Origin of the sequence: Streptomyces sp. NPDC047315, from assembly GCF_040643215.1 — a bacterium.
GTDB lineage: Bacteria > Actinomycetota > Actinomycetes > Streptomycetales > Streptomycetaceae > Streptomyces.
The window spans coordinates 111,346-134,442 of the sequence record NZ_JBEYTZ010000021.1 but is presented as its reverse complement, the minus strand read 5'-3'; the positions used below and the strand labels follow the sequence as shown (position 1 = coordinate 134,442).

The window sequence follows — 23,097 nt, the reverse complement described above, 5'->3', positions numbered from 1 at the left end:
TGCCGCTTCACAGACTGGTCACCGCGGCTGTGCGGGGGCTATCGACCGGCTGTGGAGCAGCGCGCGAACCGGCCCGTATCACGGTGTGGTGGAGCGCGGGGCGGCGGCGGTCAGCCGCGCACCAGGTCGTCGCCGATGCGGGTGCGCGCGTACAGCACGGGGTGTCCGCGCCGCGCGCTCGTCAGCAGTCCGCCGGCGCGCAGTGCGGCCAGGTGCTCGGAGACGGTGCTGGGTGCCAGGCCGAGCAGTCGGGCGATGGCCAACGTGCTCATCGGCTCGTCCAACGCGGTCAGCACCGCCGCTTTGGCGCGCCCCATCACCCGGACGAGTCCAATGTCGTCGGGCCGGGTCGCGCCGGTGCCGGCGATCCCGCGGGCGGGGTAGATGACGGACGGCTGCCAAGGGGCGACGGCGATGACGCTGGTGCGCGGCCAGGTGAACACGCTCGGCACCAGCAGCAGCCCGCGCCGGTCCAGGGGGACCCTCGCCCGTGCCGGGTTGCGGACGACGACGGCGTCGGCGCCCGTGCGTTCGGCCAGGCGTACGTCGGGGTGGAGTCCGCCGATCGCCGCGTCCAGCCCGCCCGCCGCCAGCCGGCCCGAGCGGAAGCCGATGTCGGCGTGGAGGACGTCGCGCAGGGCCGGCCAGCGCGGGGCGATCAACTCCTGCCAGGCGGTCTCCAGCTGACCGGCCAGCAGATCGCGGGCGCGCCCCGGGTCGGCCGGCAGCCCGCCGGTGTCGACGTTCAGGGTGTCCAGCTCGGTCGCCACCTGCGCCGGCGGTGTCCGACCCACTTCGGCCAGCTGTGCCTCGGCCGTGGTGCCGGGGCCGGTCGTCGGCGGGCTGAGGAACTCGCAGATGTAGTGCGGATCCCCGAGTACGGACAGCAGCTCGGCGATGGGCAGACCCGTCATCGCGTGCGCGTCGAGCCGGGCCACCCCGGGCGGATGGGCACGCAGCCCGAGTCCGATCTCGTGCCACCGCGGGCGGTCTGTCCGCCGGGTTTCGCACCCTGCTCTCGCGCACGGTCGACGACGGCATGCTGCTGCGCGCCATCAGCGCCGACGCGATCCTGTTGGAGGCGACGACCATCGCGGGGCCGGCGCTGGCCGTGGCCCTGGGCAGCGGGCACTCGGCGGCTCCCACGGCCGGGATGGCCGCCGCTTTCGTGATCAGTTCCCTGGTGCTGCCGAGGGCGGTGTCGGGCCCGGCTGCCGTCGCGGAGGAACCGGGCGCCGACGCGGCCCCGATCGCCTGGCTCCGCACGGTCGGCTGGTTGGGGTGCCTGTTCACCATCGGGCATCTGCTGTCCACCCTGGAGGTGGGTGCGCTGCCGCTGGCTGAGCGGGCCGGCGCGGGTCAGGGCGCGGCGGCGCTGCTCATCGGGGTGCTGTCAGTGGCCAGCATCGTGGGCAGCACGCTGTTCGCCTGGCGCGGCGGTGCCGGCACGACCTGGGCCGTGCTCTTCCTGTCGGGTCTGGCCGTGGGCGGCGGTCTGACGGCGCTCGACGCCGGCCGCCCCGCGCTGATCGGCGGTCTCGTGCTGGTAGGGCACTGCACCGGTCCGCTGCTCGCGGTGGGCTCCGTCAACCTCCAGCGGGTGCTGCCGCGATCGCGCCGGGCCGAGGGGTTCTCCGTCGCCCACGTCGTGCAGACGGTCGGGTTCGCGTCCGGGTCGCTCAGTCTGGGGGTGCTCGACCTGGAGACGGCGATCGCCCCTGGGCGCGGCCAGCGCGGTAGCTTCCGTCGTGCTCGTGCTGAGCACCAGGAGGCATCTGGGGGCGGAACCGGACGCCGGGACTTTCCGGCCTCCGGATCCGCAGGCCGAAAAGTCCCCCGGGTGACGGTTCCGGGTGCGCTCACCCGGATTCGGGTGCGGTCAGCACGGCCGGCTTCCGGCGAGTCGGGGGTGCCGGATCGCCGGCGCCCCGGTCGGTGAGGGTCCGGGTCGTCGCCGCAGGCCCGGCTCAGCAAGTGTGTCCAGGCGTCGAACACCCGGCGCAGGGCGGGGCGCTCACGCCGCCGGAGCCGCAGTCGGGCCGCGTGGCCTACAGCCGGGACCTCAACACGTCGACCTCGCAGCCCGGCGCGAACGCGTCGAAGCCGTGCTCGACCAGCCAGCGGACCCCCAGGAGGCTTCGCAACGACCACCAGGCGCGAATCACGTCGAGGTCGACGTCGGTGCCGTAGCCGGCGATGACGTCGTTGAGGTGGTCCTCGCGTCCGAGCGTCAAGGTGGCGAGGTCGAACAGGGCGTCGCCGCGGCCCGCCTCGGACCAGTCGATGATGCCCGTGACCTCGTCGCCGTCGACGAAGACGTGATCGATCTGCAGGTCGCCGTGGGTGAACGCCGGAGTCCACGGCCGGATCGCGGCCTCGGCGACCTGGCGGTTGCGGGTGACCAGGTCGGCGGGCAGGACACCGTTCGTCACGAGCAACTCGCACTCGCGGTCGAGTTCCGCCGCCAACTCGTCGGGGCTCCGGCGGCGTCGGCCGGGCCAGGGCGGCAACGGCGCATCGTGCAACTGTCGGATGGCGGCGCCCGCCGCGGCCCATGCTGCCGGCGACCCGGTCGACGGGCCGCCGAGGCGCCCGAGCGCCGCCCCCGGGAGTGCTGCGATCGCGAGCGCGGGCGGTTTGCGCCACAGGACTTCCGGGGTCGGGACGGGCGCCAGGGCCATCGCCTCGACCTCGACGTCGATGCGCGCCTGATCGGCGTCCACCTTCAGGAACACGTCGCCGACGCGCAGAGTCGCCCGCTCGGAATGGGCGACGACGACTTTGACCTCATCCATGGGCGAGCAGTATCCCGGAGGCGATGGCGGAAGTCGTGCGGGTTTTCGCGTGCGACTGCACGGTCGACCGCGTACGTCGAGGTCCGTTGGCCGGCGCTGGGGAGCCACCAGCGAAGTCCCACAAAGGTCCGGCCCCGGCGGAGTGCGCCGGGGCCGGGACGGGGCGGGAGTTCGTGGCGGTTACCTGCCCTGGGCCGCGACGCCGCGGGCGACCGGGGCGATCGAGGTGTACGGGGAGATGAACTGCCACTCGGCCCGCTCGTCGAGGTCGTGGCCGGCGCTGCGGACCAAGGCGAACTGGAAGCCCTTGACCGCGTCGTGGTCCTGGCCCTGGCGCTGGCCCTGCTGGATTTCACGGCGCAGGAAGTTCGTCAGGACGCGGTAGGACGGCTGGTCCTTGACGGTGGTGAGACCCCGGTCGATGACGCGGAGGAGTTCGGTGCCCATGTCGAATACCGCCTTTCCGGCGCGGCGCTCGGGGTACCACAGCATCTGGTGCGCGCGCCGGTTCCGCACCAGTGGTACCTGCTTCCAACCGGAGGTCTCGCCTTGGCGGGAGAGCGTCCGGTAGACCAGTTCGTAGTCGTGCACGGAGGGGTCGGGGGCGAAGAAGCGCCAGTTCGGGATGGTGGCCAGGAGGTCCCTGCGCCGGGCCCGGCCGAAGAGGTCGCCCGGGTGTTGGGCGGCGACGGTGAGGCTGAGGGCGGCGGCTCCCGCGATCCGCCATCCCGCGCCGGGTCCGCGTACCGCCTCCTTCAGAAGACGGGTGACCGTCATCTCCTCGCTCCTTCCGGGCGGGGGTGCGCTGACCGGTCGGGGGCCGCGAACCTTTCGATCAACCGGGTGGTCTCCAAGGCGTGTTCGGGCCGGACCAGCATTCCGTCGCGCCCGGCGCCGGCCAGCACCACGCACTCCCCGCCCCGGCGGTGGGCGCCGGCCAGTTCGCGGTGGAGCAGGAGTTGGTCGGGGTCGCCGTCCGCCGTCGCCTGGGCCGTGATCACCAGGGCCCGCCCGGGTGCGGTGGGAAGCTCCCCGGTGTGGCGGCGGAACTCCTGTTCCACGGCCCGCCACTCGCGGAGGGCGGCCCACCACATCCGGCTGTCGGCGTACTGGTCGTGGACCCTGCGGCGTACGGGGTCGGGGAGGTCTTCGGCCCAGTCGAGGGGGGAGAGCAGGGCGCCGGTGCCGAGGCGCAGGAACCAGGCCATCCGGGTGAGGCTTTCGGTCCGGTCCTCGGCTGCCCGGGACTGCCGTTCGGAGCGGTTCAGTTCAGCGGGGTGGGAGGCGTCCAGGTAGACGACCCCCTGCACCCGGTCGCCGAGCAGCAGTGCGGCGCGACGGGCGACCTCCCCGCCGAAGGCGTGTCCGACGAGGACCACCGGGCGGCCGGGGCGCACCCGGGCTTCGACGAGGTCCGCCAGGTCCCGGGCGGATTCGGCGAGGGCGTAGGGGGCGGTGGCCCGCCGGCGGGATCCGTTGTATCCGGCGCGGGCGTAGCCGAGCACGCCGAACCGGGTGGTCCCGGCGAGGCGTTCGGTGAGGTGGGCCAGGTGTTCCGGGGTGGCGGCGAGGCCGTTCCCGAGAACGATCGCGGGCTGGTCCGGGTCGCCGTCGCCGTGGTGTTCGTACTGGAGGACGTTGCCGGAGCGGGCCACCAGGAGGCGGCTGCCGGGTGAGCCAGCGAGGACGGCGGCCCTGCGCCGTGCCGTGGCGACGGCGGCGAGGGCAGCGGCCGTGGCGAGGGCAGCGGCGGCGAGCGGGAGGAGGCGGTCGTCGCGGCATGCGCCGACCGGATGGGTCTTCGGCACGGTGCGTGGTGGTCACCTCCCGTACGTCACCGGGCCAGGTGCGGTCCGCCCTGCTGGCGGGGGCGCTCGGCTTCGTGCCGAAGTCGGCGTCCGCGCTGGGGCTGGCGGCGGTCGTCCGGGCCGTGCACGGGGGCGCCCGCCACGTCGACTCCGCGCTCGCGGCGGAGGCGATCGCCGCCGGCGAGTCCCCGCTGACTCCGAGGGAGGCGGACGTCCTCGCGCTCTCGGCGGACGGCGCTCCCATCGCCACCGTCGCCCGGCGCGCCGTCCTCACTCCGGGCACCGCCCGGAACTATCTGTCGAAGATCACCACGAAGCTGAAGGTGGCCAACCGGCACGAGGCGGCTCAGCTCGCCCGCCGCCACGGCTGGATCTGACCTGGATCCGATCTGGATCTGACCTGGATGTGACCTGGATCTGACGAGGACGGTTCAGGGCGCTCGCGGCGGCGGGCATTCGCCGCTTCCCCCGCCAGCACGGCATCCGACCCCTGGCCCTTGCCCTTCGGCCCTCGGCCTCCGATGCGTACCTCAGACGGCTCCAGGCGAGGGCCGCGACTCCTTCGGCTGCGCCGACTGCGCGGACTGCGCAACCCAGGTCTCGAACCGGGCGGGGTCCCGGACGCCGTCGTCGAGGACCGCGCGGTAGACGTCGAAGCTCTTGACCGTCGTGCCGTACTCGGGGCGGTCGACCCAAGCCCGCTTGATGTCGACGATGGCCGCCCGGGTCTCGTCCGTCAGACGCGGGCGCAGGGTGGTCAGGTGGACGGTCGAGGGCTGGCGTTCGGGCTCGTCGAGGAACCAGATGTCGAGGTGCCAGGTGGCCCCGGACGACACGCACTCCACCCCGAGGTACAGACCGTTGGGGTAGGCGTCCGGCTCCTGGTTCCACGCTCCGCAGTCGTTGCGGAAGGTCACAAGGCGGACCTGCGGGTGGGTCGCGAGCCGGGCACCGACCGCGGCGACGGCCGCCACGGCAGCGTCGTCGAGACGCTCGCACGCCACGTCCAGATCCAGATCCCGGCGGACCATCAGGCCCAGCGCCGCGCTCCCGACGACGGTCGCCGTGCCGACGTCGGCCAGCAGCCCGTCGAGCCCGAGCTCTCGGTAAACGCCTTCCGCTTCCGCGCGCAGCGCGTCCTGCTCCCCCAACACCTCAGCTACGTCCACGTGCTCACCCTACGGCGTCCGGTGGATCACCCCGCCGGCCCGGCGGACGGGCTCCGGAGTCAAGGAGGAGGGGCGCAAGGAGTCACGCCTTCCACGACGCAATGTCGCAGTAACGGTCGTCGCCGGGACCCGCGCCGTTGTGATCGAGACAGATACGGAATTCGTACCTGGTGCCTTCGGACAGGTTGAATCGGCCACCGTCCGCAGCGGTGCGCTGGTTGCAGTTGCCGTTCTGGCGGGCCCTGATTCCGTAACGGGTGGATCCGTTCGGGTTGATGACGTAGCCGACCGCGCTCCACCCGTCCGCTTGCTCGTCGCAGACCGTCACTATGTCGCCGTTGCTCTTGAAGGACAGCTTGCCGCCCGGGTCACCGTCGTCGGTGTACACGTCGCCGCCGTCGGCGTGTGCTCCCGTGGCCGTCGCCAGGGACAGGACGACCGTTGCCGCCACGACACCAGTGGCCTTGAGCACGCGCTTGAGAGTCATGGAATTCCCCCTGATTCAGGCTGTCAGCGCAGTGAACTACAGGGAGGCTTGCATGCTGAAGAATGTGCGCACAGAGGGTGTTTCTGCCATTCTCACGCGACGACGAGCGACTCAGCCACGTACGAATGCGGACGTCAGATAGGCGTCCTCGACTCCCTTGACGGTGGCCGGAATCCTGCCTCGACCTCGAAAGAGGATCAGTCGCTTTCCGGGATATCCCGCAGCCCCAGGTGCCGGGCCAGCGCGGTGCGCCCGGTGTCGGTGAGTTTGACGGCGCGGGTGGTGCCGATCCTGCTCAGCCAGCCGGCTTCGAAGGCGTGGCGGCAGATCGCGGCGCCCACCGCGCCGGCCAGATGCGGGCGGCGCTCCGTCCAGTCCAGGCACGGCCGGACCGCAGGGCGGCGGCTTCCGGTCGGTGCCGGGGTGGGGATCGCCAGTCGGTCGAGCCAGTCCCGACCGGCGGGGGTGAGCGTCAGGCCGTGCGTCCAGTCGAGCAGGCCGCGGTCGGTCATCGCGTCGGTCACGGCGACGCCCAGCGCGCCGGCGAGGTGGTCGTAGCAGGTCCGGGCGCGGGCGAGGGCGTGGCTGCGTCCGGCGGCGGACAGTGAGACGGGTGCAGGAGCAGGGGGCGTCGACGGCTCGGCGAGGGCGGCCAGGCGCTCGATCAGCTCGGCCACTTCGGGTCCTGCCAGCCGGACGTACCGGTGGCGGCCCTGCCGCTCCTGCGCCAGCAGACCGGCGTCGACCAGGGCGTTGAGGTGCTCGGTCGCGGTCGAGCGGGCCACCCCGGCGTGCCGGGCGAGCTCGCCCGCGGTCCAGGACCTGCCGTCGATCAGGGCGAGACAGAAGTGCGCACGGGTGCGGTCCGCGAGCAGGGCGGCGACGGCCGCCAGGCCCTGCCCGTCCGCGGCGGGCGGCCCGCCGCCGTTCCGACCGATGCGTTCCATGCCGTCCATCCTCGCGCACCGACGGTTCGGCGCCGCCCGAACCGTCGGCGCCCTACGGTCGCCGCATGCAAACGACACACCCCCCGACCGTGCGCTCCAGCAACCACGTGACGATCACGCCGAGCATCCTCTACTTCGGCACGCCCGTCGCGCTGGTGTCCTCCGAGAACGCCGACGGCACCTTCAACCTGGCACCGATCTCGTCGGCGTGGGCCCTCGGCCAGGTGGTCGTACTGGGGCTCTCGCAGTACGGACAGACCGGAATGAATCTCATGGATCGCCCAGAGCTGGTCATCAATCTGCCCGAGCCCGGGCAGTGGGCGGCCGTCGAGCGGCTGGGCGAGCTGACCGGGCGGCCTGCGGGTGCGGGGCCAGGGGAGCGTGCGGCCCGCTACGAGCCGGACAAGTTCGCGGCGGGCGGCTTCCGGGCCCAGCCGTCGCACGCGGTGCGCCCGCCGCGGGTGGCGGAGTGCCCGATCCAGTTGGAGGCGCGGGCCGCCCGGGTCGCCCCCGACGCCGCCGGAGAGTTCCTGATCGTCGAGGCCCGGGTGGTGAAGGTGCACGCCGACGCCCGGCTGGTGGTCCCGGGGACCCAGCACGTCGATCCGGCCGCTTGGAGCCCGCTGATCTACAACTTCCGGCACTACTTCGGCCTCGGCGTCGAACTCGGCCACAGCGGCTTCTCCCAAACCCCGCGCTAGCACTGCCCCGCACGCCGTGGGCCATGGGGCCCTGGGCTACTGGAGGAGGTCCCACAGTTGGTTCGAGCCGTTGTGGCAGCTCCACAGCTGGACCTTGGTGCCGTTGGCAGGGAGGGTGTTGGCGTCCACGTCCAGACACTTGCCCGACGCGAGGCTGAACAGGGTGTCCAGGTTCTGCCGGATGTCGAAGAACCAGACCTGGTTGGAGTTCCCGTTGCAGTCCCAGAGTTGGATCTTCGTGCCGTTGGCAGGGAGGGTGTTGGCGTCCACGTCGAGGCACCGGGTCGGCTGGTCCCCCTCGCCGATCTGGATCTCGAAGTAGCTGGTGTTGTACCGGGCCGTCGAGAAGTACCAGGTCTGGTTGGCGTTGCGGTTGCACGTCCAGATCTGGATCTTCGTGCCGTTCTGGTCGATCGTGTTGGCGTCGGCGTCCAGGCACGCAGCCCGGTCCTCCACGCCCTGGGTGATGACGAAGCGCAGACGGTAGACGATGCGCTCGCCGGGGCCCCGCTTGGGCGCCGCGACCCGTTCGGCCGCGGCGATCTCCGCGATCGACGACACGTCCACGACGCGCGCACCGTCCTCCGGACGCCACCCGCCGCCTTCCCCGCTGACGCCTTCCCCGCCGGCACTGGCACTGGCGCCGTGCGGGGCGAGGGCGAGTGCGCACGCGGCGATGATCGCCAGACCGATCCCCGGCAGGGACGTCTTCGGTCGCATGGGCATGGGGGTTCCTCCTGGTCTGACGGGGTGCTGCGGGCGAGGTGGGGGCCGCGTCGCGATGAGTCGATCAAGGCGCCCCGAACCCCGCAAACCCGACGTGACCATTGGTGGGACGGGCACCCCGTGCGGCGGCACCGCGGGACGCACTGCGGCCGTCATGAGGCGCCGTCAGAACGTGACCGACGCCGACAGGTGGCGGCTCCCCGGCCCCTCCCGGCCCTTCCCGCCGTACGGATGACGCGTCGTCACCCGGCTGCTACGCCCGGGCCCCCGGGCGCGGTCACGTCAGGATGATCGGATTGGTGAGCGCGGCGACGCCCCCGTTGGGATGGCGGACCTCTATGCGGACGAACATCGATTCCTCCGCCGTCGTCCGCCATCGCACCGCGCCCGGCCCGGCACCCGGCAGCGGCACCCGGTGGATCTTCCCCGAATCGGTGTGGAAGCTGACGGTCCCCACCGGCACGCCTCGCACCACCACCTGCACTTCGACCTGCCCGCCACGAGTCGCGAGCCGCTCCCCCACCCCGGCCGCGCGAGCGCCGGTGTGGGCAGTGAACGACACGTCCACGTCCGCCGACTCTGCGATCCAACTGCGACCGGCACGGATCCCGGCCAGGATCGCCCCGGTGCTCAGCTCCGCGGCGAAGACCACGGTGTGGGGAATGCCCATCTGCCCCTCCAGATGGGTGTCGCTGTTGCCCATCGCCGGCCGCCACGAGCCCGTGCGGATGTCGGCTGCGAGGCTCCGTCCCCACTCCGCCAGAGCGGCCTCGTTGTCAGCGTTCCAGGGTCGGTCCGAGGTCCACAGTCCGTTCCACACCTCCACCACGTCGAAGCCCCGGAAGGGGAACATGAAGTCGCCCGACGGATAGGGCGCATGCGGATGCGCGACCACGCACAGGCCGCCCGCTCGATGGACCCGGTCCAGGCACCGGTCGATCAGTCCGTCCCTGACCTGGTGGTTCGAGTCGACGACCTGACCGGGGTCGATGCCGAGCGCGAGCCAGTGTCCGGTCTTGGTGGTCACTTCCTCACCGAGGACGACCAAGAAGTCGTCGGCCGCAAGATGCCCCCATGCGCCGGGAGCCGCCGCCGAGTTGTGCTCAGTCGTCGCGATGAAGTCGAGCCCGATGGCGCGGGCTCGCACCACCAGTTCCTCGGGCGTGAGTTCCCCGTCCGAGTGGACGGAGTGCACATGGCAGTCCCCTCGGTACCAGGCGGCACCGCGCCCGACCGCCCGCGTCGGCGGAAAGCTCACGTTCGACAAGGCTCTCCCCCCTCAAGGGCCAGCGAGGTCCAGCGAGATCCTGCCGAGCCAACGCCCAAGCAGAGCTGCCGGTTCCCCCACACGGCCGATGGTCACTGCACAGACAGTGCCGTCGCCTGCCCCGCACGGCACCGCCCGTACATGGCCGTTCGAGCCAAAGGGGCCGAAAAGGCGTCATTCCGTGAGCTGGGCATTCGGCCGACCCTGAGAAGCGAGGGAAGAGGACACGGGCGGAGTCGAGGGGGCAGCCATGTCCGGACCGCTGTACGTTCCCGTTCTACCGGCCAAGAGGCACGCCGCGACGGCGTATCAACAGCTCAGCCCGGACGTTCAACGAGGCGTCGCACCGCTGTGGAACCTTCCGCCGCTGCGCGGGGTGCCGCCGGGCGAGCTCGTCGGGCGGACGCGGCGCGATGTGGGGGTGGTGAGTCGGGTGCAGCGCAGCCACCCGGCGTGGCTCGACGCGGCGTTCGCGGACGAAGCGCAGTTCGCCGCCGTCGCCGAAGTGATGTCGGAACGGTCGAAGAGCAGTGTGCTGCGCCCGGTGACCGGCCCCGACCGGCCGGGCTTCCAGCAGGCGGCCACGCTGGACGTCGCGCGCCGTGGCCAAGCAGGCTTCGCCGTGCGCGTTCCGCTGCACGGCGAGTGGGACGGGGCCCACGCCCATGCCGTCCGTGATCTGCTCGACCGTGCGGACCCCGCCGTGGAGGCCGACCTCCTGCTCGACCTGGGTGCCGTCCGCACCGACCGGCCCGGGGCGGGGAAGGAGGCGCTGCGCGCCCTCGACGCACTCGTCCCCCTGACTCAGTGGCGGACCAGCGCGCTGCTCGGCGGTGGCTTTCCGCAGGTCGCCGAGGTGGAACTGGAGCACGGGCCGCTGCATGAGCCCCGGATGGACTGGGCTTGTTGGCGTGAGGTGACGGCGAGCGCCCGTGCCTACGTCCCGTGGCTCAGCTACGGGGACTACGGGACCCAGCCCACCGCGGCGATCGCTCGGGGACCGTCGTCCGGGCAGGGCGGGCCGCCCTGGGGCGTACTGCGCTACACCACCGAGGGTGCGTTCGTCCTCGTCAAGGTGTTGTCCAGGGGCGCGGACAACGTCGCGGTCAACCGCGCGGCGGCCCGGGAACTGGTGGAGCTCCCGGACTTCCGCGGGGCGGTGGCCAGCGCGGGCGAGACCTGGCTCAGGGACTGCGCCCGCGGCCGGGGCCCGAAAGGGACCGGCAACGCCGAGGCGTGGCTTCGCGTCGGCAACGTCCAGCACTTCGCCTACGTCGTCCGAACACTGCGGACGTGACCCGCGCCCTCGGCCTACACATCGATGCGCAGCAGCGCGACGCTCGTACACGGCACGCACTACAGGCGAAAGCACGGCAGGCACGGCACGCACGGCGAACGTGCGTCCCTTGCCGGGTCGGTCACCTGCCCCTGGCACGTCTGACCCTTCTGACGGTGTCCTGACCAAGCTGACCGCCGTCGAGCCTCACACGGCGCCGGGGCGATCCGGCTTTGATGGGACGCATGTCAGATAGGAGCTACGTGGTGCCCTGTGGGAAACGGCCGTACGCACCCGGCGAGCGCGACCGCTGGCCGGCTGCCGGCGCTGCGCTGACCTCGCGCGGCGCGGGAGGGCGTGCGCCGGGCCGCCGCCGCGAAACCGGGCCTTCGGGACGTGTGCGCCTCGGCCGACCAGGACGGCATCCGGATCACCAAGACGGGGTTCGCCGCCGTCGGCGACTTCCTGGACCTCGGCCAGCGTGACCCGCTTCGTGCCGTTCATGCTGGACCGCAAGGACCGGACGATCATGGCGGTCGGGCTTGGGGTGCGCGTGCCGTTCTGCGACCACCGGCTCGTCGAGTACGCCCTTCAACGTCCCCTGGGCGATGAAGTCCTTCGACGGGAAGGAGAAGAGCCTGCTGCGGGCGGCGACCCGCGACCTGCTCCCCGACAGCATCGCGGAGCGGAGGAAGAGCGCCTATCCGATCAGCCGCGACCCGGCCTACGACGTGGCGCTGCGCGCCGAGTTCGACCGGCTGGCCGCCGCCCCGGGCGCGCCGGTGCACTCCCTGGTGGACCGCAGCGCGGACCGCGGCGGCGCCGGACGCCAGCGGGGAGACGGCTGGCCGTCCCGTACCGGTCTTGAGTTCATGGTGCAGCTCGACAGCTGGCTGGAGACCCACGAACTGGACGTCTGACGCGCGTCCTTGCCGGGCCGGGCCCCCGGACCGCTCCAAGAGCGTCCGGGGGCCGGCGGTCACCGCCGCTACAGCAGCGGGAACTTGGTGCGGACGTCGCGACGCAGCCGCCCGCCCGCCGCCTCGACGGCCGCGGCCAGCGGCTGCTCCTGAAGGGGCGTGCGGCCGTGGGGCACGACGTCGAGGTCGGCGACGAGGGCCGCGAGGACGCCCGCCGGTTCGAGGAGGTGCGCGTAACGGTGCACCAGGTACTGCTTGCAGCGCCGATGCGCCCCAGCTCGGGCGCCCGCTCCCGCCTGCGCCTGCGCCTGCGCCGTGACGTGACGGGCCACGTCGGCGGCGTTGGCGTCGGTGACGGCCAGCCACGGGGCGTGGCGCAGCAGCAACGGGTGGAGCTGCTGCCCGGCGAAGGCCCGGGAGACGGATTCCCGTACGTCGTCCCGGGGCAGGACGGCGGCGGCCAGGACGCTCCCCCAGCCGGAGGGCCGGGCCGTGGCGAGCGCTCGTACGGCGTCCTCGGGGAAGAGCGCCGCGACGAGCAGGGCGAGTTGCTGCACGACGTTGTGCAGGGCGATCCAGTCGGCGGGCTCCTCGGTGCGCGCCAAGCGCTGCCAGGCGGCGTCGAGCCGGTCCAGCGCCTCGTCGGGTCCCTCCTGCGCGGCGGCGAGGACCTGGGCGCGGACGTCCTCGCTGGTGCAGAGCATCCCGACGGCGGTGCCCAGGGGAAGGGTCTCCAACGTCTCGAACTGCTCCGAGTCGTCGTACACCGTCCGGTACTCGACCAGGGACCGCACGACGGCGGCCCACCGCGGGTCCTTGAAGGCGTCGGCGAGCTCCGTCACGTCGTCGACGGGGACGTACGAGAAGTCGTACGAGCCGTCGAAGAGCGTGCGGAAGACGCCCAGCGCGAGCCGCATCTGCGGGTAGGTGAGCTGCTGTGAGGGGGCCGGGGGGCGCGCCTCGACCTGGAGGGTCCAGGTCCCCGCCATGAGGCGCCGTTCGGAGGTGAAGACGAGTTCGGGGAACCAGGTGTTGCAGTGGACGAGCAGGGTGGACAGGGCGTTCAGGCGTCCGGTCTCCTCCGCGGGGACGTCCGGCGGCTCCGTCCACTCGCCCTCCACCCGGTCGGGCCGGAACAGGAGGCTGGCCTTGTGGATGCCGAGGGGGACGTCGAGTTCGATGCCGTCGCGGGTGAAGCGGAGCAGCTTGTCGCCGCCGGGCCCGAACCGGTCGGACATCCGGTGCAGTTCGCGTACGCGGGCGGGGGCCCGCTCGGCGGGGTAGCGGGGGGTGCGGGCCAGCAGCCACTGGTGGAGCGCGTTGTGCAGTTGGTGCGGGGTGTCCGGCGCCTCGCCCTCGCCGTCGCGCGCGAAGGCGGCGGCCCGCTCCAGCAGTCGCTGCCAGGTCTCCTCTTCGTCCAGGGTGTGGTCGTCGACGACCGGGCCGTCGCGCCAGTCGGCCAGCCAGCCCTCGAAGCCGACGAGGCCCTGCCGTTCGACGGGCGACAGCTCGAACTGTCCGATGAGTGCGAGCCAGCCCGCCAGCACGTCGAGGTACGCGCGGTGTCCCGCCTCCCCGGGGCGGTCCACGAGGTCCAGCAGCAGCCTCTTGAGGGTGCTGTCGTACGTCTCGATCAGATCGGCGCGCGTCAGGTCGAGCGGCACCGCGTCGTGCCCGCCGCGCCAGGCGTCGGCCGCCGCGTACGCGCGGTACGCGTCGTTCAGGGCCAGGGCGCGGCGGGCGACGTCGCTGACGTCGGCGGCCGACAGGTCGAGCCGGCAGCGCTCCAGGGCCAGGTAGCGGGCGGCCAGTTGTTCGTCGGCGGCGGCGAGCGCGAGCAGGCGGTGGGTCTCGCCGGGCGGGGCGGAGGTGCGGGCGGCGAACCGGCTCAGGGCCGTGGTGCGCACCGGGTCGTCGACCGGCAGTTCGGCGACCGTGCGGGCCAGGACGTCGTCGCGTTCCTCCTCGGTGTAGAGGTCCAGCGCGTGCATGGCGGCGGCCAGGGATTCGACCGCAGCCAGCAGGGCGAGCGCGGCGTCCGTGTGCGGTGGGCCGCCCGTGGCCGCGAGCGCGAGGGTGCGGGGCAGCACCGCCTTCAGCGCCCGGTCCGAGACGGTGCGCGAGGTCTCCAGGCGGGCGAGTGCGACCGGGAGTCGTACGTCGAGCGCGCCCGCCACCGAGCGGGTGAGCGCCTGACCTGCCGCCCGGGCGCAGCGGGGAAGGACGGCCGCAACGGACGGGCCGTCCTGCGCGCGGGCCGCCGCCAGGCCGCGCAGGTACGGTCCGGCTTCCGCCGGCAGTGCCGCGCGCACCCGGTCGGCGGTCCGGCCCAGGGCGAGGAGCGCGTCGGCGACCTGGGCGACGAAGGAGGGGGAGGTGACCTCGGCGCCGTGGCGGCGGTAGCTGTCGGCCGTCGGGAGGTAACTGTCGCGGACGATGCGTTCGCGGGCGTGTTCGGGCAGGTGGTCGAGCGCCCGCAGTCGGGCGTGGCCGGGCATGGTGTCGGGGCCGGTCACCGGGGTCTGCGGGGGCGAGCCGGCCGCGTGGGCGGTGCCGGCGTCCCGGGTGAAGAGCAGTCGGCACCCTTGGGGAACCGCTGACGTGCGGCGGGTGTGCGTCTCGGCTGCGGGGGGACGCCCGGTGCCGAAGTAGCACTCCTGGCGCCAGGGGTCGACGAGGGCGTAGGAGGCCCCCTCGACGACGTTCTCCGGCTGGCCGCGCAGGACGGCGACGCCGTGTTGTCGGAACATCACGGCCGCGTGTTCGGAGGGGCTTCCCCGTTCGACGAGGACGTGTCCGATCTGCTCGCGTTGCGGCGCGTCGAGGCTCACATAGCGGCTCCAGGCGTCCTCCAGCCGGACGGCGGTGAGGAAGGAGGACGGCTGCATGAGGCGCGGCGGGACCAGGATGTCGACGGGGGCGGTGGTGGCGGACGTCTGCCACCGTGCGCGGGATTCGTCCGTGAGGGTGTGCAGGGTCGGCTCGGGGTCGAAGGCGTTCGCCGGCCGGGCCTGCACCAGGTGCGTCCGGTCGACGCGGGTGTGGCGCAGGAGAGCGCCCCGCCACAGGGTCGTGCCCGGGAGCCCGGTGAGCCAGGCGAGGCTGTTGTCCTCGTCGCCGAGGTTCTGCGCGGAGGCGAATCCGAAGCCGAGCGAGAGTTGGCCCACGAGTCGGCCGTCGGCACTCAGTTCGGTCAGCCCGGTGATCGACACCGCGCCGGCGTCGGTGCTCAGGACCCACTCGGAGTCCAGTCGGGGCATCGCGTAGAACCGGTGCAGCCGGGTGAGCCAGCCGGTCAGCGCGGCGACGTCCGCGTCGCCGAGCAGGGGGGTGTCCCCCGACGGCACGGGGCGCCCCGTGCCGTTGAGGGGGACTTCGACGAGGGGTTGGACGAACGCGGCGATCGGCGACGGCCGGTAGGCGGGGTCGGTCAGCCGCTGCTGCGCGATGGACTGCTCGCCGTAGCCGCTGAAGGCGACGGCGGCCAGCGTGGCGTGCAGGTCGTCGGCGTGTCGGCAGATCAGGCTCTCGTATCCACCGGCGTTGACGTTGTCCTCCTGGTCCTCCGCGCCTGAGCTGCGGACGATCCAGGGGGCTTCGCCGCACTCCGCCGCGACGGCCTCGGCGAGCTCCGGTCGCCTTGCGCGCAAGTGCCTGGCGAAACCGTCGGCCAGCTCCTTCGGTGCTGTTTTCCCCCGCCCTTCCCCCTGCAGGTATCGATGAGCCTCGGCCGGGTCGACCGGGAACACCGGAAGCGATATCTCGGAGAATTGCGGGTCGCTGCGCAGGAGTTGGAGACGGGTGCATTTGGCACCGTGGACGTCTGCTCCCTCGGGAGGAGTATCTTCGACGGAACTGTACATAGCGAAGCGTCCAGAACCTTTCTTCTGCCGCCGGTCGGGGAAGGGGATGGATTCGTCAGTCGTCCAGCAGGAGGGCGATCAGGTCCTCGGTCGCGCCGCGGTCCCGGTCCCCTTCCCCGAGGCCGTCCAAGACGTTCCAGGCGGCCCGGTAGCGCGCCGCCTCGTCGGGGCGCGGCTGGCCGCGGTAGGGCGCGAGCCGCTCGCACACCCGGGTGAAGCGGTCCTGGGCGTCGGCGACGACGGCGTCGTCGAACGCCGCCGACACGGCCTGGTTGTCCCCCGCGTAGAAGAGCAGCCCCTCCGCGTCGGCGGCCCGGTTGAAGTCGGCCTCCACCCCCTCGCTGGCGGGTACGAACTGGAAGAACGTGCCGTCGCCGACGACGTCCAGGGGCAGGGACGCCTCCGCGAGCGCCGCGCGGGCCTGGCCGAGGAACCGCTCCCCGGCGTCGCGGGCGGTGCGCTGCGGCTCGCCCGTCGCCACCCGTTCCAGCGTGTGGTCCGCCGCCGCGAGGATCGTCGGTTCGAAGAAGGAGGTGAACGACACTTCCTTGAGCGGCTTCAACAGGGCGCGCGAACCGCCGACCGCCGCCACGGCGAAGCCGTTGGCCATGCCCTTGGCGACGGTGTAGACGTCCGGGCGAAGCGTGTCCGCGGTGGACAGGCCGGGACCGTAGCGCAGGCCGACCTTGACCTCGTCGGCGATGACGGGGACCTCGGCGCGGTCGCAGAGCTGACGGGCCTGCCGGTACCAGTCCGGCGACAGGTGCATGTGGTCCGGGGAGATGACGACCGCGGCCACGGACTGCGGGGTGCGCAGCAGGTCGTCCAGGAGCCCGAGGTCGAAGTAGAAGTCGATCACGCCGTCGGTGTTGGGCGCCGACAGCGCGGGGCCGGGGAACCACATGGGGTCGTATCCGTGGTACCCGGCGCTGAGCACCAGGTCCCGTCCGGTGCTCTCGCGCACGGCGAGTACGGCCGCGCGCACGGCCGCCGTGCCCGAGCGGAACAGGCCCACGGTCTCGCCGCCGCACAGCTCGCGCAGCCGCTCCAGCACGGTGTCGAGCCGCGGGCTCCACCCGGTCGCGGTGCCGGCGGCGCCGGTCGCCGCGTGGGCGACCGCCGCGGCGACGCCCGGATCGCCGTGGCCCAGCAGAACCGATCCGCGCGCATTGTCGAAATCTACCCAACGAAAACCCGAGTCATCGGTCAGATAAGCGCCGGAAGCATCGGCGAAAACCCGGGGGCGGAGTTTTTCATCGCGCGGGCACGTGGGGACTTCGGCCAGCAGGGAGAGATTTTCCGTCATCTTACACCTCGCGGAGAGTGGGCCATTGAAAGGCACTGGATGCGGGAGCAGAGTGTATTCACCACTGGCTGGACCGGCGATGAATCGGGTAATTCGGTTCGCTTGCGAAGGAGTTCCTTGTGACGATATCCCGTACTGCTCTCCCCGAATTGCATCGCGCTTTTGTGGAAACAGCACGAAGGGCGGGGAGTTCGGCGGCGCTGCACGCGTGCGCCTGCTTCACCGAGCAGTTGCTCGCCGACGCTGCGGCGGGCGTCGCGGAGGCGTCGGCCGTGCTCGGGGGCGATCTCGAAGGCGTGGCCGGATCCCCGATCGGGGCGCGGGGGCCCGAAGTGCGCTCGCTGTGCACCGCGCTCGCCCGCGAGATGGCCGCTGATCCGCACGCGCCGGCACGGGAGCCGGATCAGCGGCTGGCCCTGCTCACCGAGGCCCTGACCTTCGCCGCCACGGCCGTCGACGCGCTGTGGAGGTCGGACGCGGCCGGTGCGGGGGCGGCTGCGGCGCTGTTGCAGCACGCCGCCGACTGGAAGACGCCCGAGTGCTACGGCTACGACCTCGCCGACCCCGAACTGATGTTGGCCCAGGCCGCGCAGTGGCTGGCGGCCCGACCCGGCGACGGGCCCGTGCTCGTCGTCGCCGTCCGCACCGGCGGGTCCTATCTCGCTCCCTTCTGGCAGGCGGCGGCCGAGGACGCGGGGCGTGCCGTCGGGCCCTGGCACAGCGTCCGCCCCCTGCGCGGTCCGGGCGGGATCGACCTCCCCGATGTCGAGTTGCGGGCGCTGCCCGCGCAGTTGCCCGTCGGCACGGACGTCGTGCTGGTGGACGACCAGCCCGACACCGGTGCGACGGCCCTGGCCGTCCGCGAGCGGCTGCGCGCCAGGTTCCCCGGCGCGGGGGACGTCGTCCTCTCCTCCCCCGGCCGTCTCCACGACCTGTCCGGGCCGCACGTGCGGCAGGTCTTCGCCGCCCGGCCCGTGCACCGGCGGGCGGGGCGGCTGTGGGAGTTGCCCGTCGAAGACGCCGCCGGCGTCGTGGACCGGGCCCGTGCCGTCGGCGTACGGCTCCCGCCCGGCGGGGCGTGGCGCGTCGAGCCCTTCCGAGGAGAGTTCGCCGCCCGCTACGGGGCGACACGACGAGGGCAGGACGGTCCGCAGCGCGTCGACCCGCGCAACCGGCCCTTCACTCTCACCGCCGGGCCTGCGGCGGTGGCCCCCGCCACAGGCCCGGACGACCACCACTTCCGGTTCATCGGCACCGGCACGCACGGTCTGCACTGCTACCGCGCCCTGCGCTCGCTGCCGGGGCTGCTGCCGCCCGACATCGGTTACGCCGACGGCTATCTGATCACCCGCCACGAGAGCGGGCTGAGCCCGCTGCGCACCGCCCTGCCGACGCTGCCCGCCCACCGGCAGCGCGAGGTGCTCGAATCCGTCGTCCGCTCCTGGCTGGAGCTGCGACGGCTCGGCGAACTCGGCCGACCCGGCCCGGGCACCGCCTACGATCCGCGGGCGCGCCTCGCGAAGGGGCTGGACAGGCTCCGGGACCGGGTGGGCCGCCGGCTGCCCGTCGACGACGTCTGGCTGGTCCGATACGTACCGGACCGCGTCCCCGTGGGAGGCAGCGAGGGCACGCTGTTTCGCACCCCGCTGCCCTACGGCCACGGAGACTGGCACTGGCAACTGGCCAACGCCCACGCCAACGCCTACGCCAACGGGGAAGGCGAAGGGCAGCCCATCGGCGTCCGACGGTTCGGGCTCGACTGGATCTGGGGCGGCAGCGGTTCCCTGGAGAGCGAGGTGGCGTCCTTCGTCGTGGAGAACCGGCTGCGCCCCAGCGCACTGCGCCTGCTGGAGGTCGCGATCGCCGACGCCCTGGGGGACTCCCGGGTGTTCGACGGTGGACTGCGACTCGCCGGCGAGGCCCTGCACTGGAACGTCAAGTCCTGGCTGCGGCGCTGCCCGGACCCCGACGCCGGGGCGATCCAGCGGATCGAGTCCGAACTCGTCGACCTGGCCCGGTACGCGTCCGAGCTGACCTGACGGCCGGTCGAGCGGGCTCACCGGTGCCCCGGCGAGCCCGCCGCGGCCCACAGGCGCTCGCGGTGCACCGCGCCACCGGCCCGCGCGGCGGGCCGGCCGTCCGACGGGGTGCGCCGCGAGTGGTGCAGCGCCTCCCGCACGCACTCGTCGTCCGTCTGGCTCCCGTAGACGTACATGCCGCGGACCTTCTCCTGCACGACCGTGGTGATGTCGACGCTGTCGAAGGGCACGAGGCGCTGCTCCTGCCTCAGCAGCCGTTCCACCGCGCCCAGTTCGCGCTGTCCGGCGTAGGGCAGGTCCTCGTAGAACAGGACGAGGGCGCCGGTGCCCGTCGCGCCGCGCACGGCGTCGTGGACGAGACGGTGGTCGATGTGGCCGCCGACGGCCGCGGGCGCGAGGACGGTGTCCGCGGCGAAGTCGCGCACCGCTTGTGCCACCGCCTCGTCCACCTTGTCGCGCAGGGCGTCGTCAGCGGCCGACGAGGTCACCTCGGTCACCTCGTCGTAGCCGCGCAGGCTCGCGTCGGCGAAGCCCAGGGAGAGGTAGCGGCCGACTCCGCGCAACTGGCAGTACCGCAGCTCTTCTTGGTGTCGGCGGGCGCTGATGACGTCGGGACCGGCCCGCCGCAGTCTCTTTTGCAGGGCCCAGGCGGAGCGGGTGAACACCGTCAGGAGGGTCGCGTCCGCGGGGCGGCCGACGGCGGCGAGCGTGCCGCCGCAGGAGTAGGCGACGTCGTCGGGGTGCGGAGAGACCAGCAGCGTCCGCCCGCCCCGCAGCCTGGCCACCACTCCGCGTGCGTCCGGCCCTGCTGAGTGCGTGGGCGTGGGCGTGGGGTCAGTCATCGCGCCTCCCTTCGGTGATGACGTCGGCGTACTTCTCGGCGACGTCCTCCCAGGTCATCGACAGCCGCGGCACGGGCTCGACGTCCCGGTCGCCCTCGGCCACCCGGTCGAGGAGTTCATCGAGGGTGCCGCGGCGCACGGAGGCGAAGCGCGGCAGGTTGCCGCCCTCCCCGAGGGTCGCCACCGGAACGCCGAGTTGGACCGCCTCGGCCGCCGCGAAGTTGAACGTCTCGTGGAACGCCGAGGGCAGCAGGAACAGCGACGCCCCGCCGAAGACCCGCTCCCAGTCGGTGCGGATGTCGTAGGACTCCAGCACCTCGATCGCGTGTCCGGCGCCGGCCCGGGCGCGGACGAGTTCCCGGGCCTTCCTGCCCTGGCTCGACCAGGTGGCGAACATGATGCGCAACGGCACCCCGGCCTCCGTCAGCCGCCGCAGGCACAGTTCGGCCTGCGGCGTCTCGACCTTTCCGAGCTGGAGGACCACCGGGCCCCGGGCGTCCCGGAGGTCCTTTGCCGGCACGTGGTCGGCCGCCCAGGGGATGACGGTGCGGCCGGGGAAGCACTTCGTCCAGGCCAGCTCCCGGAGGAACACCTCCCGCACGGGCGCGTCGGGGTGCGCGCCTTCGGCGGTGCAGCGGGCCCCCGGCGCGGGAGCGTCCGTGCCGTGCGCGGGGCAGGGCGGCGGGGTGGTGAGGTCGTCGGCGAGCCGGCTGACGTCGTGCCAGATGCGAACGGTACGGGCGTGCAGTCCGGGCAGCCGCCGCCACTGCCCGCCCTCGAAGAGCGGGCTTTCGACCAGCGGGAAGACGGCGTCCACCCGTTCGCGTTCGACCCTGGCGGCCAGGGCGTCCAGGTCGGCGCCCTCGGACTGCGGGTAGAACTCGGCACTCACCCCCCTGGCGCGCAGCCGGTGCACCAGGTACCACAGGGCCGTCTCCACGCCGCCCCAGGTGGGCGAGGCGAACCCTTCGTCGTAGATCTCGAAGAGGGCCCGGCCACCCGCCCGGCCACCCGCCCCGCCGTCCGCCCGGCCACCCGCCCCGCCGTCCGCCCGGCCACCTGCCCGGTCAGCCATGCCGGTCCTCCGCGGACGGCCGGGAACTGGGGGCGGACGAGGCCGTCACCCGCTCGACCAGCTCGCTGAGGACGAACCTGTCCACGGGCTCGGCACGCATCGACAGCGTGCAGTCGAAGTACGACTCCAGCCGGTTGACGACGTGGACGAACTCGCGGCCGTCGACGTCCACGCCGTCGTCCGCCGCGATCTCGGCCGCGTCGTCGCCGGTCTCGTCGCTGAGGCACTTGAGCACGAGCATGCGGGTCATGCCGTGCGCGCCAGGTGCGACTTGCTGTTCGCCACCACCAGGGACGTGCATCCGTTCTCCGTTCTGTCCACGATGAACACACCGGTGTTGCTGACTTTGAAGCGGGCCCGATGGAGCAACCCGTCGTCCAGTTGGAGCAGTTCGAACAGCAGGGCCTGGATCGTCTCGGAGTGCGACACGATCAGCCGCGGCCCCCGGGAGCCGCGCGGGGAGCAGCGCTCCGCGAGGAAGTCGCGCACCCGCCGGCGCTGTTCGCGCCAGCTCTCGACGCCGAACACGGACGCCGAGGGGTTGCGCAGCCGGTCCTCCAGGACGGCGTCCCACTCCCGCACGGTGAGGGGGCGGGCGAAGACCTCGGGAGCGATCACCTCGGCGAGCCGGTCGTCCTGTTGCGCCGGCAGGCCGAGGGCGGTCGCGAGTCCTTCGGCGGTCTGCACCGCCCGCCGCTGGGGGCTGGAGTAGAGCTGTACGACGTCGGCGACGGGCTCGGCGTCGTGCCCGCTCGACGGCGGCAGCGTCGTCGTCAGCAGGGTCGGGTCCCCGGGCAGGTGCCGTGCGAGGGCCGACGCCTGCCGTCTGCCGAGTTCGGTGAGCTCCGCGTGGGGGTCGAAGCCCGCGATGACGTCGTCGTCGTGCAGGGTGTTGACGTCGGCCTCCGCGTGCCGGACGAGGACGAAGCGCTGCGGAGCACTCATACCAGGGGCAGCGGAACGCGCCCCTGGGGCACGCGCATCCGCGGTCGGTTGTTGTTGAACTCCTGGTTGGCGATGCAGGTGCCGCAGGGCCAGTTGTCGAACTCCCGGATGGGCCCGAAGGTGTGGACCAGGTGTTTGGGCACGGAGTAGCAGTCGCACTTGACCATGCGGATGTCGTCGCCCGACACCTGGTAGTTGTAGCCGTTGGTGATCTGGTCGCAGACGGCGTCGCGCTTCCCGGTCTCGAAGATGTGGTTCCAGCGGCGGAAGTACTCCGGCGGCGCGAGGAAGTCCGCGGGCCGCAGGTCCTGGTAGCGCAGGTTGACCGTCAGGGGTCGGCCCTTGAAGGCCAGCAGCGGCATGAAGTGCAGGAGCCCCCGGTAGTCGCGCGACGCCAGGTGGTCGATGTAGTCGTTCACCTGGTCCACGGGCTGCCCCCAGTACACCGTCTGGAGTTCGGCCCCGAGGTCGACCGCGGCGTCCAGGATGCGGTCGATCTGGTCCTGCTTGAGTCCGCGCTTGGCGTTCATCGCTTCGTTGTGGCCGTCGACGGAGAACACCCACAGCAGGTCGGGGCGGCCCTCCAGGGCGCGCGGCACCCGGGTGCCGTTGCTCAGCACCTCGACGCGGTAGCCCTCCGCGGCCCGCTGTTGCAGATGGTCGAGGATCTTCGGGTAGAGGGTGATCTCCCCGTCCGACTCGACCCGGAACAGGACGCCGTCGGGCTCGTACTCGGCGAAGATCCGCTCCAGTGACCTGATGGTGGCCGGCTGGTCGACCTTGGTCTTCTTCACCTCGCAGTACGTGCAGCGGATGTTGCAGGCACCGTCGACGACGATGTTGCGGTAGGCACGGACCCGCTGCACCGGCGGGGGCCAGTCGATGTCGGACGCCATGATGGGGCTCTCCTTCGGGAAGGGGGTGGGTGGGC

General features: G+C 72.6%; 22 protein-coding genes and 1 pseudogene. 7 read left to right on the top strand and 16 right to left on the bottom strand.

Translation table 11 applies throughout. The features are described 5' to 3' along the window. Positions 1–110: 110 nt before the first annotated feature. The gene (locus ABZ842_RS24095) at positions 111–938 is read right to left on the bottom strand and encodes a DUF5937 family protein (RefSeq protein WP_361540198.1); all 828 of its coding nucleotides are present in this window, start codon (positions 936–938) and stop codon (positions 111–113) included. Positions 939–1,039: 101 nt separating this feature from the next. Between ABZ842_RS24095 and ABZ842_RS24090 the strand changes: the two genes are divergently transcribed. After that, complete coding sequence (locus ABZ842_RS24090; RefSeq protein WP_361540196.1) at positions 1,040–1,939, top strand: hypothetical protein; 900 nt, start codon at positions 1,040–1,042, stop codon at positions 1,937–1,939. A gap of 109 nt (positions 1,940–2,048) precedes the next feature. Here ABZ842_RS24090 and ABZ842_RS24085 read toward each other — a convergent pair whose 3' ends face one another. The 3 genes from ABZ842_RS24085 to ABZ842_RS24075 all read right to left on the bottom strand — a co-directional run bounded on the left by ABZ842_RS24085 (position 2,049) and on the right by ABZ842_RS24075 (position 4,603). Then, positions 2,049–2,795: a phosphotransferase gene (locus ABZ842_RS24085; RefSeq protein ID WP_361540193.1), complete on the bottom strand. Its 747-nt coding sequence runs from the start codon at positions 2,793–2,795 to the stop codon at positions 2,049–2,051. A 180-nt stretch (positions 2,796–2,975) separates the two neighbouring features. Next, entirely contained in the window at positions 2,976–3,572 is a 597-nt protein-coding gene (locus ABZ842_RS24080) for a hypothetical protein (protein ID WP_361540190.1), read from the bottom strand. Next, positions 3,569–4,603: an alpha/beta hydrolase gene (locus ABZ842_RS24075; protein WP_361540188.1), complete on the bottom strand. Its 1,035-nt coding sequence runs from the start codon at positions 4,601–4,603 to the stop codon at positions 3,569–3,571. Before ABZ842_RS24075 ends, ABZ842_RS24080 begins: the two co-directional genes overlap by 4 nt. A gap of 5 nt (positions 4,604–4,608) precedes the next feature. Between ABZ842_RS24075 and ABZ842_RS24070 the strand changes: the two genes are divergently transcribed. Further along, a complete protein-coding gene (locus ABZ842_RS24070; protein WP_361540185.1) occupies positions 4,609–4,980 on the top strand; it encodes a response regulator transcription factor in 372 nt (123 codons plus the stop codon). Between the two features lie 153 nt (positions 4,981–5,133). On the opposite strand, the gene ABZ842_RS24065 is transcribed toward ABZ842_RS24070, so the two are convergent. The 3 genes from ABZ842_RS24065 to ABZ842_RS24055 form a co-directional block, all read right to left on the bottom strand. Beyond that, positions 5,134–5,772, bottom strand: a complete 639-nt coding sequence (locus tag ABZ842_RS24065) for a hypothetical protein (RefSeq protein ID WP_361540182.1) — start codon at positions 5,770–5,772, stop codon at positions 5,134–5,136. Between the two features lie 82 nt (positions 5,773–5,854). Next, the gene (locus tag ABZ842_RS24060; protein WP_361540179.1) at positions 5,855–6,259 is read right to left on the bottom strand and encodes a hypothetical protein; all 405 of its coding nucleotides are present in this window, start codon (positions 6,257–6,259) and stop codon (positions 5,855–5,857) included. 197 nt (positions 6,260–6,456) lie between these two features. After that, entirely contained in the window at positions 6,457–7,206 is a 750-nt protein-coding gene (locus ABZ842_RS24055) for a helix-turn-helix domain-containing protein (RefSeq protein ID WP_361540176.1), read from the bottom strand. A gap of 65 nt (positions 7,207–7,271) precedes the next feature. Between ABZ842_RS24055 and ABZ842_RS24050 the strand changes: the two genes are divergently transcribed. After that, a complete protein-coding gene (locus ABZ842_RS24050; protein ID WP_361540173.1) occupies positions 7,272–7,907 on the top strand; it encodes a flavin reductase family protein in 636 nt (211 codons plus the stop codon). 36 nt (positions 7,908–7,943) lie between these two features. Here ABZ842_RS24050 and ABZ842_RS24045 read toward each other — a convergent pair whose 3' ends face one another. Both ABZ842_RS24045 and ABZ842_RS24040 read right to left on the bottom strand, forming a co-directional pair. Next, positions 7,944–8,633, bottom strand: a complete 690-nt coding sequence (locus ABZ842_RS24045) for an RICIN domain-containing protein (RefSeq protein ID WP_361540171.1) — start codon at positions 8,631–8,633, stop codon at positions 7,944–7,946. Positions 8,634–8,910: 277 nt separating this feature from the next. Then, positions 8,911–9,891, bottom strand: a complete 981-nt coding sequence (locus ABZ842_RS24040; protein ID WP_361540168.1) for a CehA/McbA family metallohydrolase — start codon at positions 9,889–9,891, stop codon at positions 8,911–8,913. Positions 9,892–10,150: 259 nt separating this feature from the next. Here ABZ842_RS24040 and ABZ842_RS24035 point away from each other — a divergent pair, with 259 nt between their 5' ends. The 3 genes and pseudogenes from ABZ842_RS24035 (at position 10,151) to ABZ842_RS24025 (ending at position 12,096) form a co-directional block, all read left to right on the top strand. Further along, on the top strand, positions 10,151–11,197 hold the full coding sequence (locus tag ABZ842_RS24035) for a hypothetical protein (RefSeq protein WP_361540165.1): 1,047 nt from the start codon (positions 10,151–10,153) through the stop codon (positions 11,195–11,197). Positions 11,198–11,678: 481 nt separating this feature from the next. After that, positions 11,679–11,723 (top strand): annotated as a pseudogene (locus ABZ842_RS24030) (hypothetical protein); the annotation flags it as partial. A 61-nt stretch (positions 11,724–11,784) separates the two neighbouring features. Beyond that, entirely contained in the window at positions 11,785–12,096 is a 312-nt protein-coding gene (locus ABZ842_RS24025; protein WP_361540162.1) for an asparagine synthase-related protein, read from the top strand. A gap of 68 nt (positions 12,097–12,164) precedes the next feature. Here the strand turns inward: ABZ842_RS24025 and ABZ842_RS24020 are convergent, their stop codons facing one another. After that, the gene (locus tag ABZ842_RS24020; protein WP_361540159.1) at positions 12,165–15,746 is read right to left on the bottom strand and encodes a hypothetical protein; all 3,582 of its coding nucleotides are present in this window, start codon (positions 15,744–15,746) and stop codon (positions 12,165–12,167) included. Between the two features lie 268 nt (positions 15,747–16,014). Next, positions 16,015–17,265 carry an aminotransferase class III-fold pyridoxal phosphate-dependent enzyme gene (locus ABZ842_RS24015; protein ID WP_361540156.1) on the bottom strand — a complete coding sequence of 417 codons (1,251 nt, stop codon included), beginning with the start codon at positions 17,263–17,265 and terminating at the stop codon, positions 16,015–16,017. A gap of 164 nt (positions 17,266–17,429) precedes the next feature. Here ABZ842_RS24015 and ABZ842_RS24010 point away from each other — a divergent pair, with 164 nt between their 5' ends. Continuing rightward, positions 17,430–19,304 carry a hypothetical protein gene (locus ABZ842_RS24010; RefSeq protein ID WP_361540153.1) on the top strand — a complete coding sequence of 625 codons (1,875 nt, stop codon included), beginning with the start codon at positions 17,430–17,432 and terminating at the stop codon, positions 19,302–19,304. Positions 19,305–19,321: 17 nt separating this feature from the next. On the opposite strand, the gene ABZ842_RS24005 is transcribed toward ABZ842_RS24010, so the two are convergent. Genes ABZ842_RS24005 through ABZ842_RS23985 form a run of 5 tightly spaced genes read right to left on the bottom strand, consistent with a single transcriptional unit; the run spans position 19,322 to position 23,062 of the window. Then, positions 19,322–20,146 (bottom strand): PIG-L family deacetylase, encoded by an 825-nt coding sequence (locus ABZ842_RS24005; protein WP_361540150.1) that lies wholly within the window; start codon positions 20,144–20,146, stop codon positions 19,322–19,324. Next, entirely contained in the window at positions 20,139–21,221 is a 1,083-nt protein-coding gene (locus tag ABZ842_RS24000) for a hypothetical protein (protein WP_361540147.1), read from the bottom strand. The genes ABZ842_RS24005 and ABZ842_RS24000 overlap by 8 nt, the downstream gene beginning before the upstream one ends. Then, the gene (locus ABZ842_RS23995) at positions 21,214–21,471 is read right to left on the bottom strand and encodes a DUF6137 domain-containing protein (protein ID WP_361540144.1); all 258 of its coding nucleotides are present in this window, start codon (positions 21,469–21,471) and stop codon (positions 21,214–21,216) included. The genes ABZ842_RS24000 and ABZ842_RS23995 overlap by 8 nt, the downstream gene beginning before the upstream one ends. Next, a complete protein-coding gene (locus tag ABZ842_RS23990; protein ID WP_361540141.1) occupies positions 21,468–22,166 on the bottom strand; it encodes a histidine phosphatase family protein in 699 nt (232 codons plus the stop codon). The genes ABZ842_RS23995 and ABZ842_RS23990 overlap by 4 nt, the downstream gene beginning before the upstream one ends. Then, entirely contained in the window at positions 22,163–23,062 is a 900-nt protein-coding gene (locus ABZ842_RS23985) for a radical SAM protein (RefSeq protein WP_361540138.1), read from the bottom strand. The genes ABZ842_RS23990 and ABZ842_RS23985 overlap by 4 nt, the downstream gene beginning before the upstream one ends. Between the last annotated feature and the right edge of the window lie 35 nt (positions 23,063–23,097).

What these genes read in the sequence shown, in the direction of transcription:
- ABZ842_RS24015 (WP_361540156.1), bottom strand. Translation starts at nt 17,265, where the DNA reads ATGACGGAAAATCTCTCCCTGCTGGCCGAAGTCCCCACGTGCCCGCGC.
- ABZ842_RS23995 (WP_361540144.1), bottom strand. Translation starts at nt 21,471, where the DNA reads ATGACCCGCATGCTCGTGCTCAAGTGCCTCAGCGACGAGACCGGCGAC.
- ABZ842_RS24055 (WP_361540176.1), bottom strand. Translation starts at nt 7,206, where the DNA reads ATGGAACGCATCGGTCGGAACGGCGGCGGGCCGCCCGCCGCGGACGGG.
- ABZ842_RS24060 (WP_361540179.1), bottom strand. Translation starts at nt 6,259, where the DNA reads ATGACTCTCAAGCGCGTGCTCAAGGCCACTGGTGTCGTGGCGGCAACG.
- ABZ842_RS24005 (WP_361540150.1), bottom strand. Translation starts at nt 20,146, where the DNA reads ATGACTGACCCCACGCCCACGCCCACGCACTCAGCAGGGCCGGACGCA.
- ABZ842_RS24085 (WP_361540193.1), bottom strand. Translation starts at nt 2,795, where the DNA reads ATGGATGAGGTCAAAGTCGTCGTCGCCCATTCCGAGCGGGCGACTCTG.
- ABZ842_RS24080 (WP_361540190.1), bottom strand. Translation starts at nt 3,572, where the DNA reads ATGACGGTCACCCGTCTTCTGAAGGAGGCGGTACGCGGACCCGGCGCG.
- ABZ842_RS24000 (WP_361540147.1), bottom strand. Translation starts at nt 21,221, where the DNA reads ATGGCTGACCGGGCAGGTGGCCGGGCGGACGGCGGGGCGGGTGGCCGG.
- ABZ842_RS24090 (WP_361540196.1), top strand. Translation starts at nt 1,040, where the DNA reads ATGCTGCTGCGCGCCATCAGCGCCGACGCGATCCTGTTGGAGGCGACG.
- ABZ842_RS24045 (WP_361540171.1), bottom strand. Translation starts at nt 8,633, where the DNA reads ATGCCCATGCGACCGAAGACGTCCCTGCCGGGGATCGGTCTGGCGATC.
- ABZ842_RS23990 (WP_361540141.1), bottom strand. Translation starts at nt 22,166, where the DNA reads ATGAGTGCTCCGCAGCGCTTCGTCCTCGTCCGGCACGCGGAGGCCGAC.
- ABZ842_RS24050 (WP_361540173.1), top strand. Translation starts at nt 7,272, where the DNA reads ATGCAAACGACACACCCCCCGACCGTGCGCTCCAGCAACCACGTGACG.
- ABZ842_RS24035 (WP_361540165.1), top strand. Translation starts at nt 10,151, where the DNA reads ATGTCCGGACCGCTGTACGTTCCCGTTCTACCGGCCAAGAGGCACGCC.
- ABZ842_RS23985 (WP_361540138.1), bottom strand. Translation starts at nt 23,062, where the DNA reads ATGGCGTCCGACATCGACTGGCCCCCGCCGGTGCAGCGGGTCCGTGCC.
- ABZ842_RS24025 (WP_361540162.1), top strand. Translation starts at nt 11,785, where the DNA reads ATGAAGTCCTTCGACGGGAAGGAGAAGAGCCTGCTGCGGGCGGCGACC.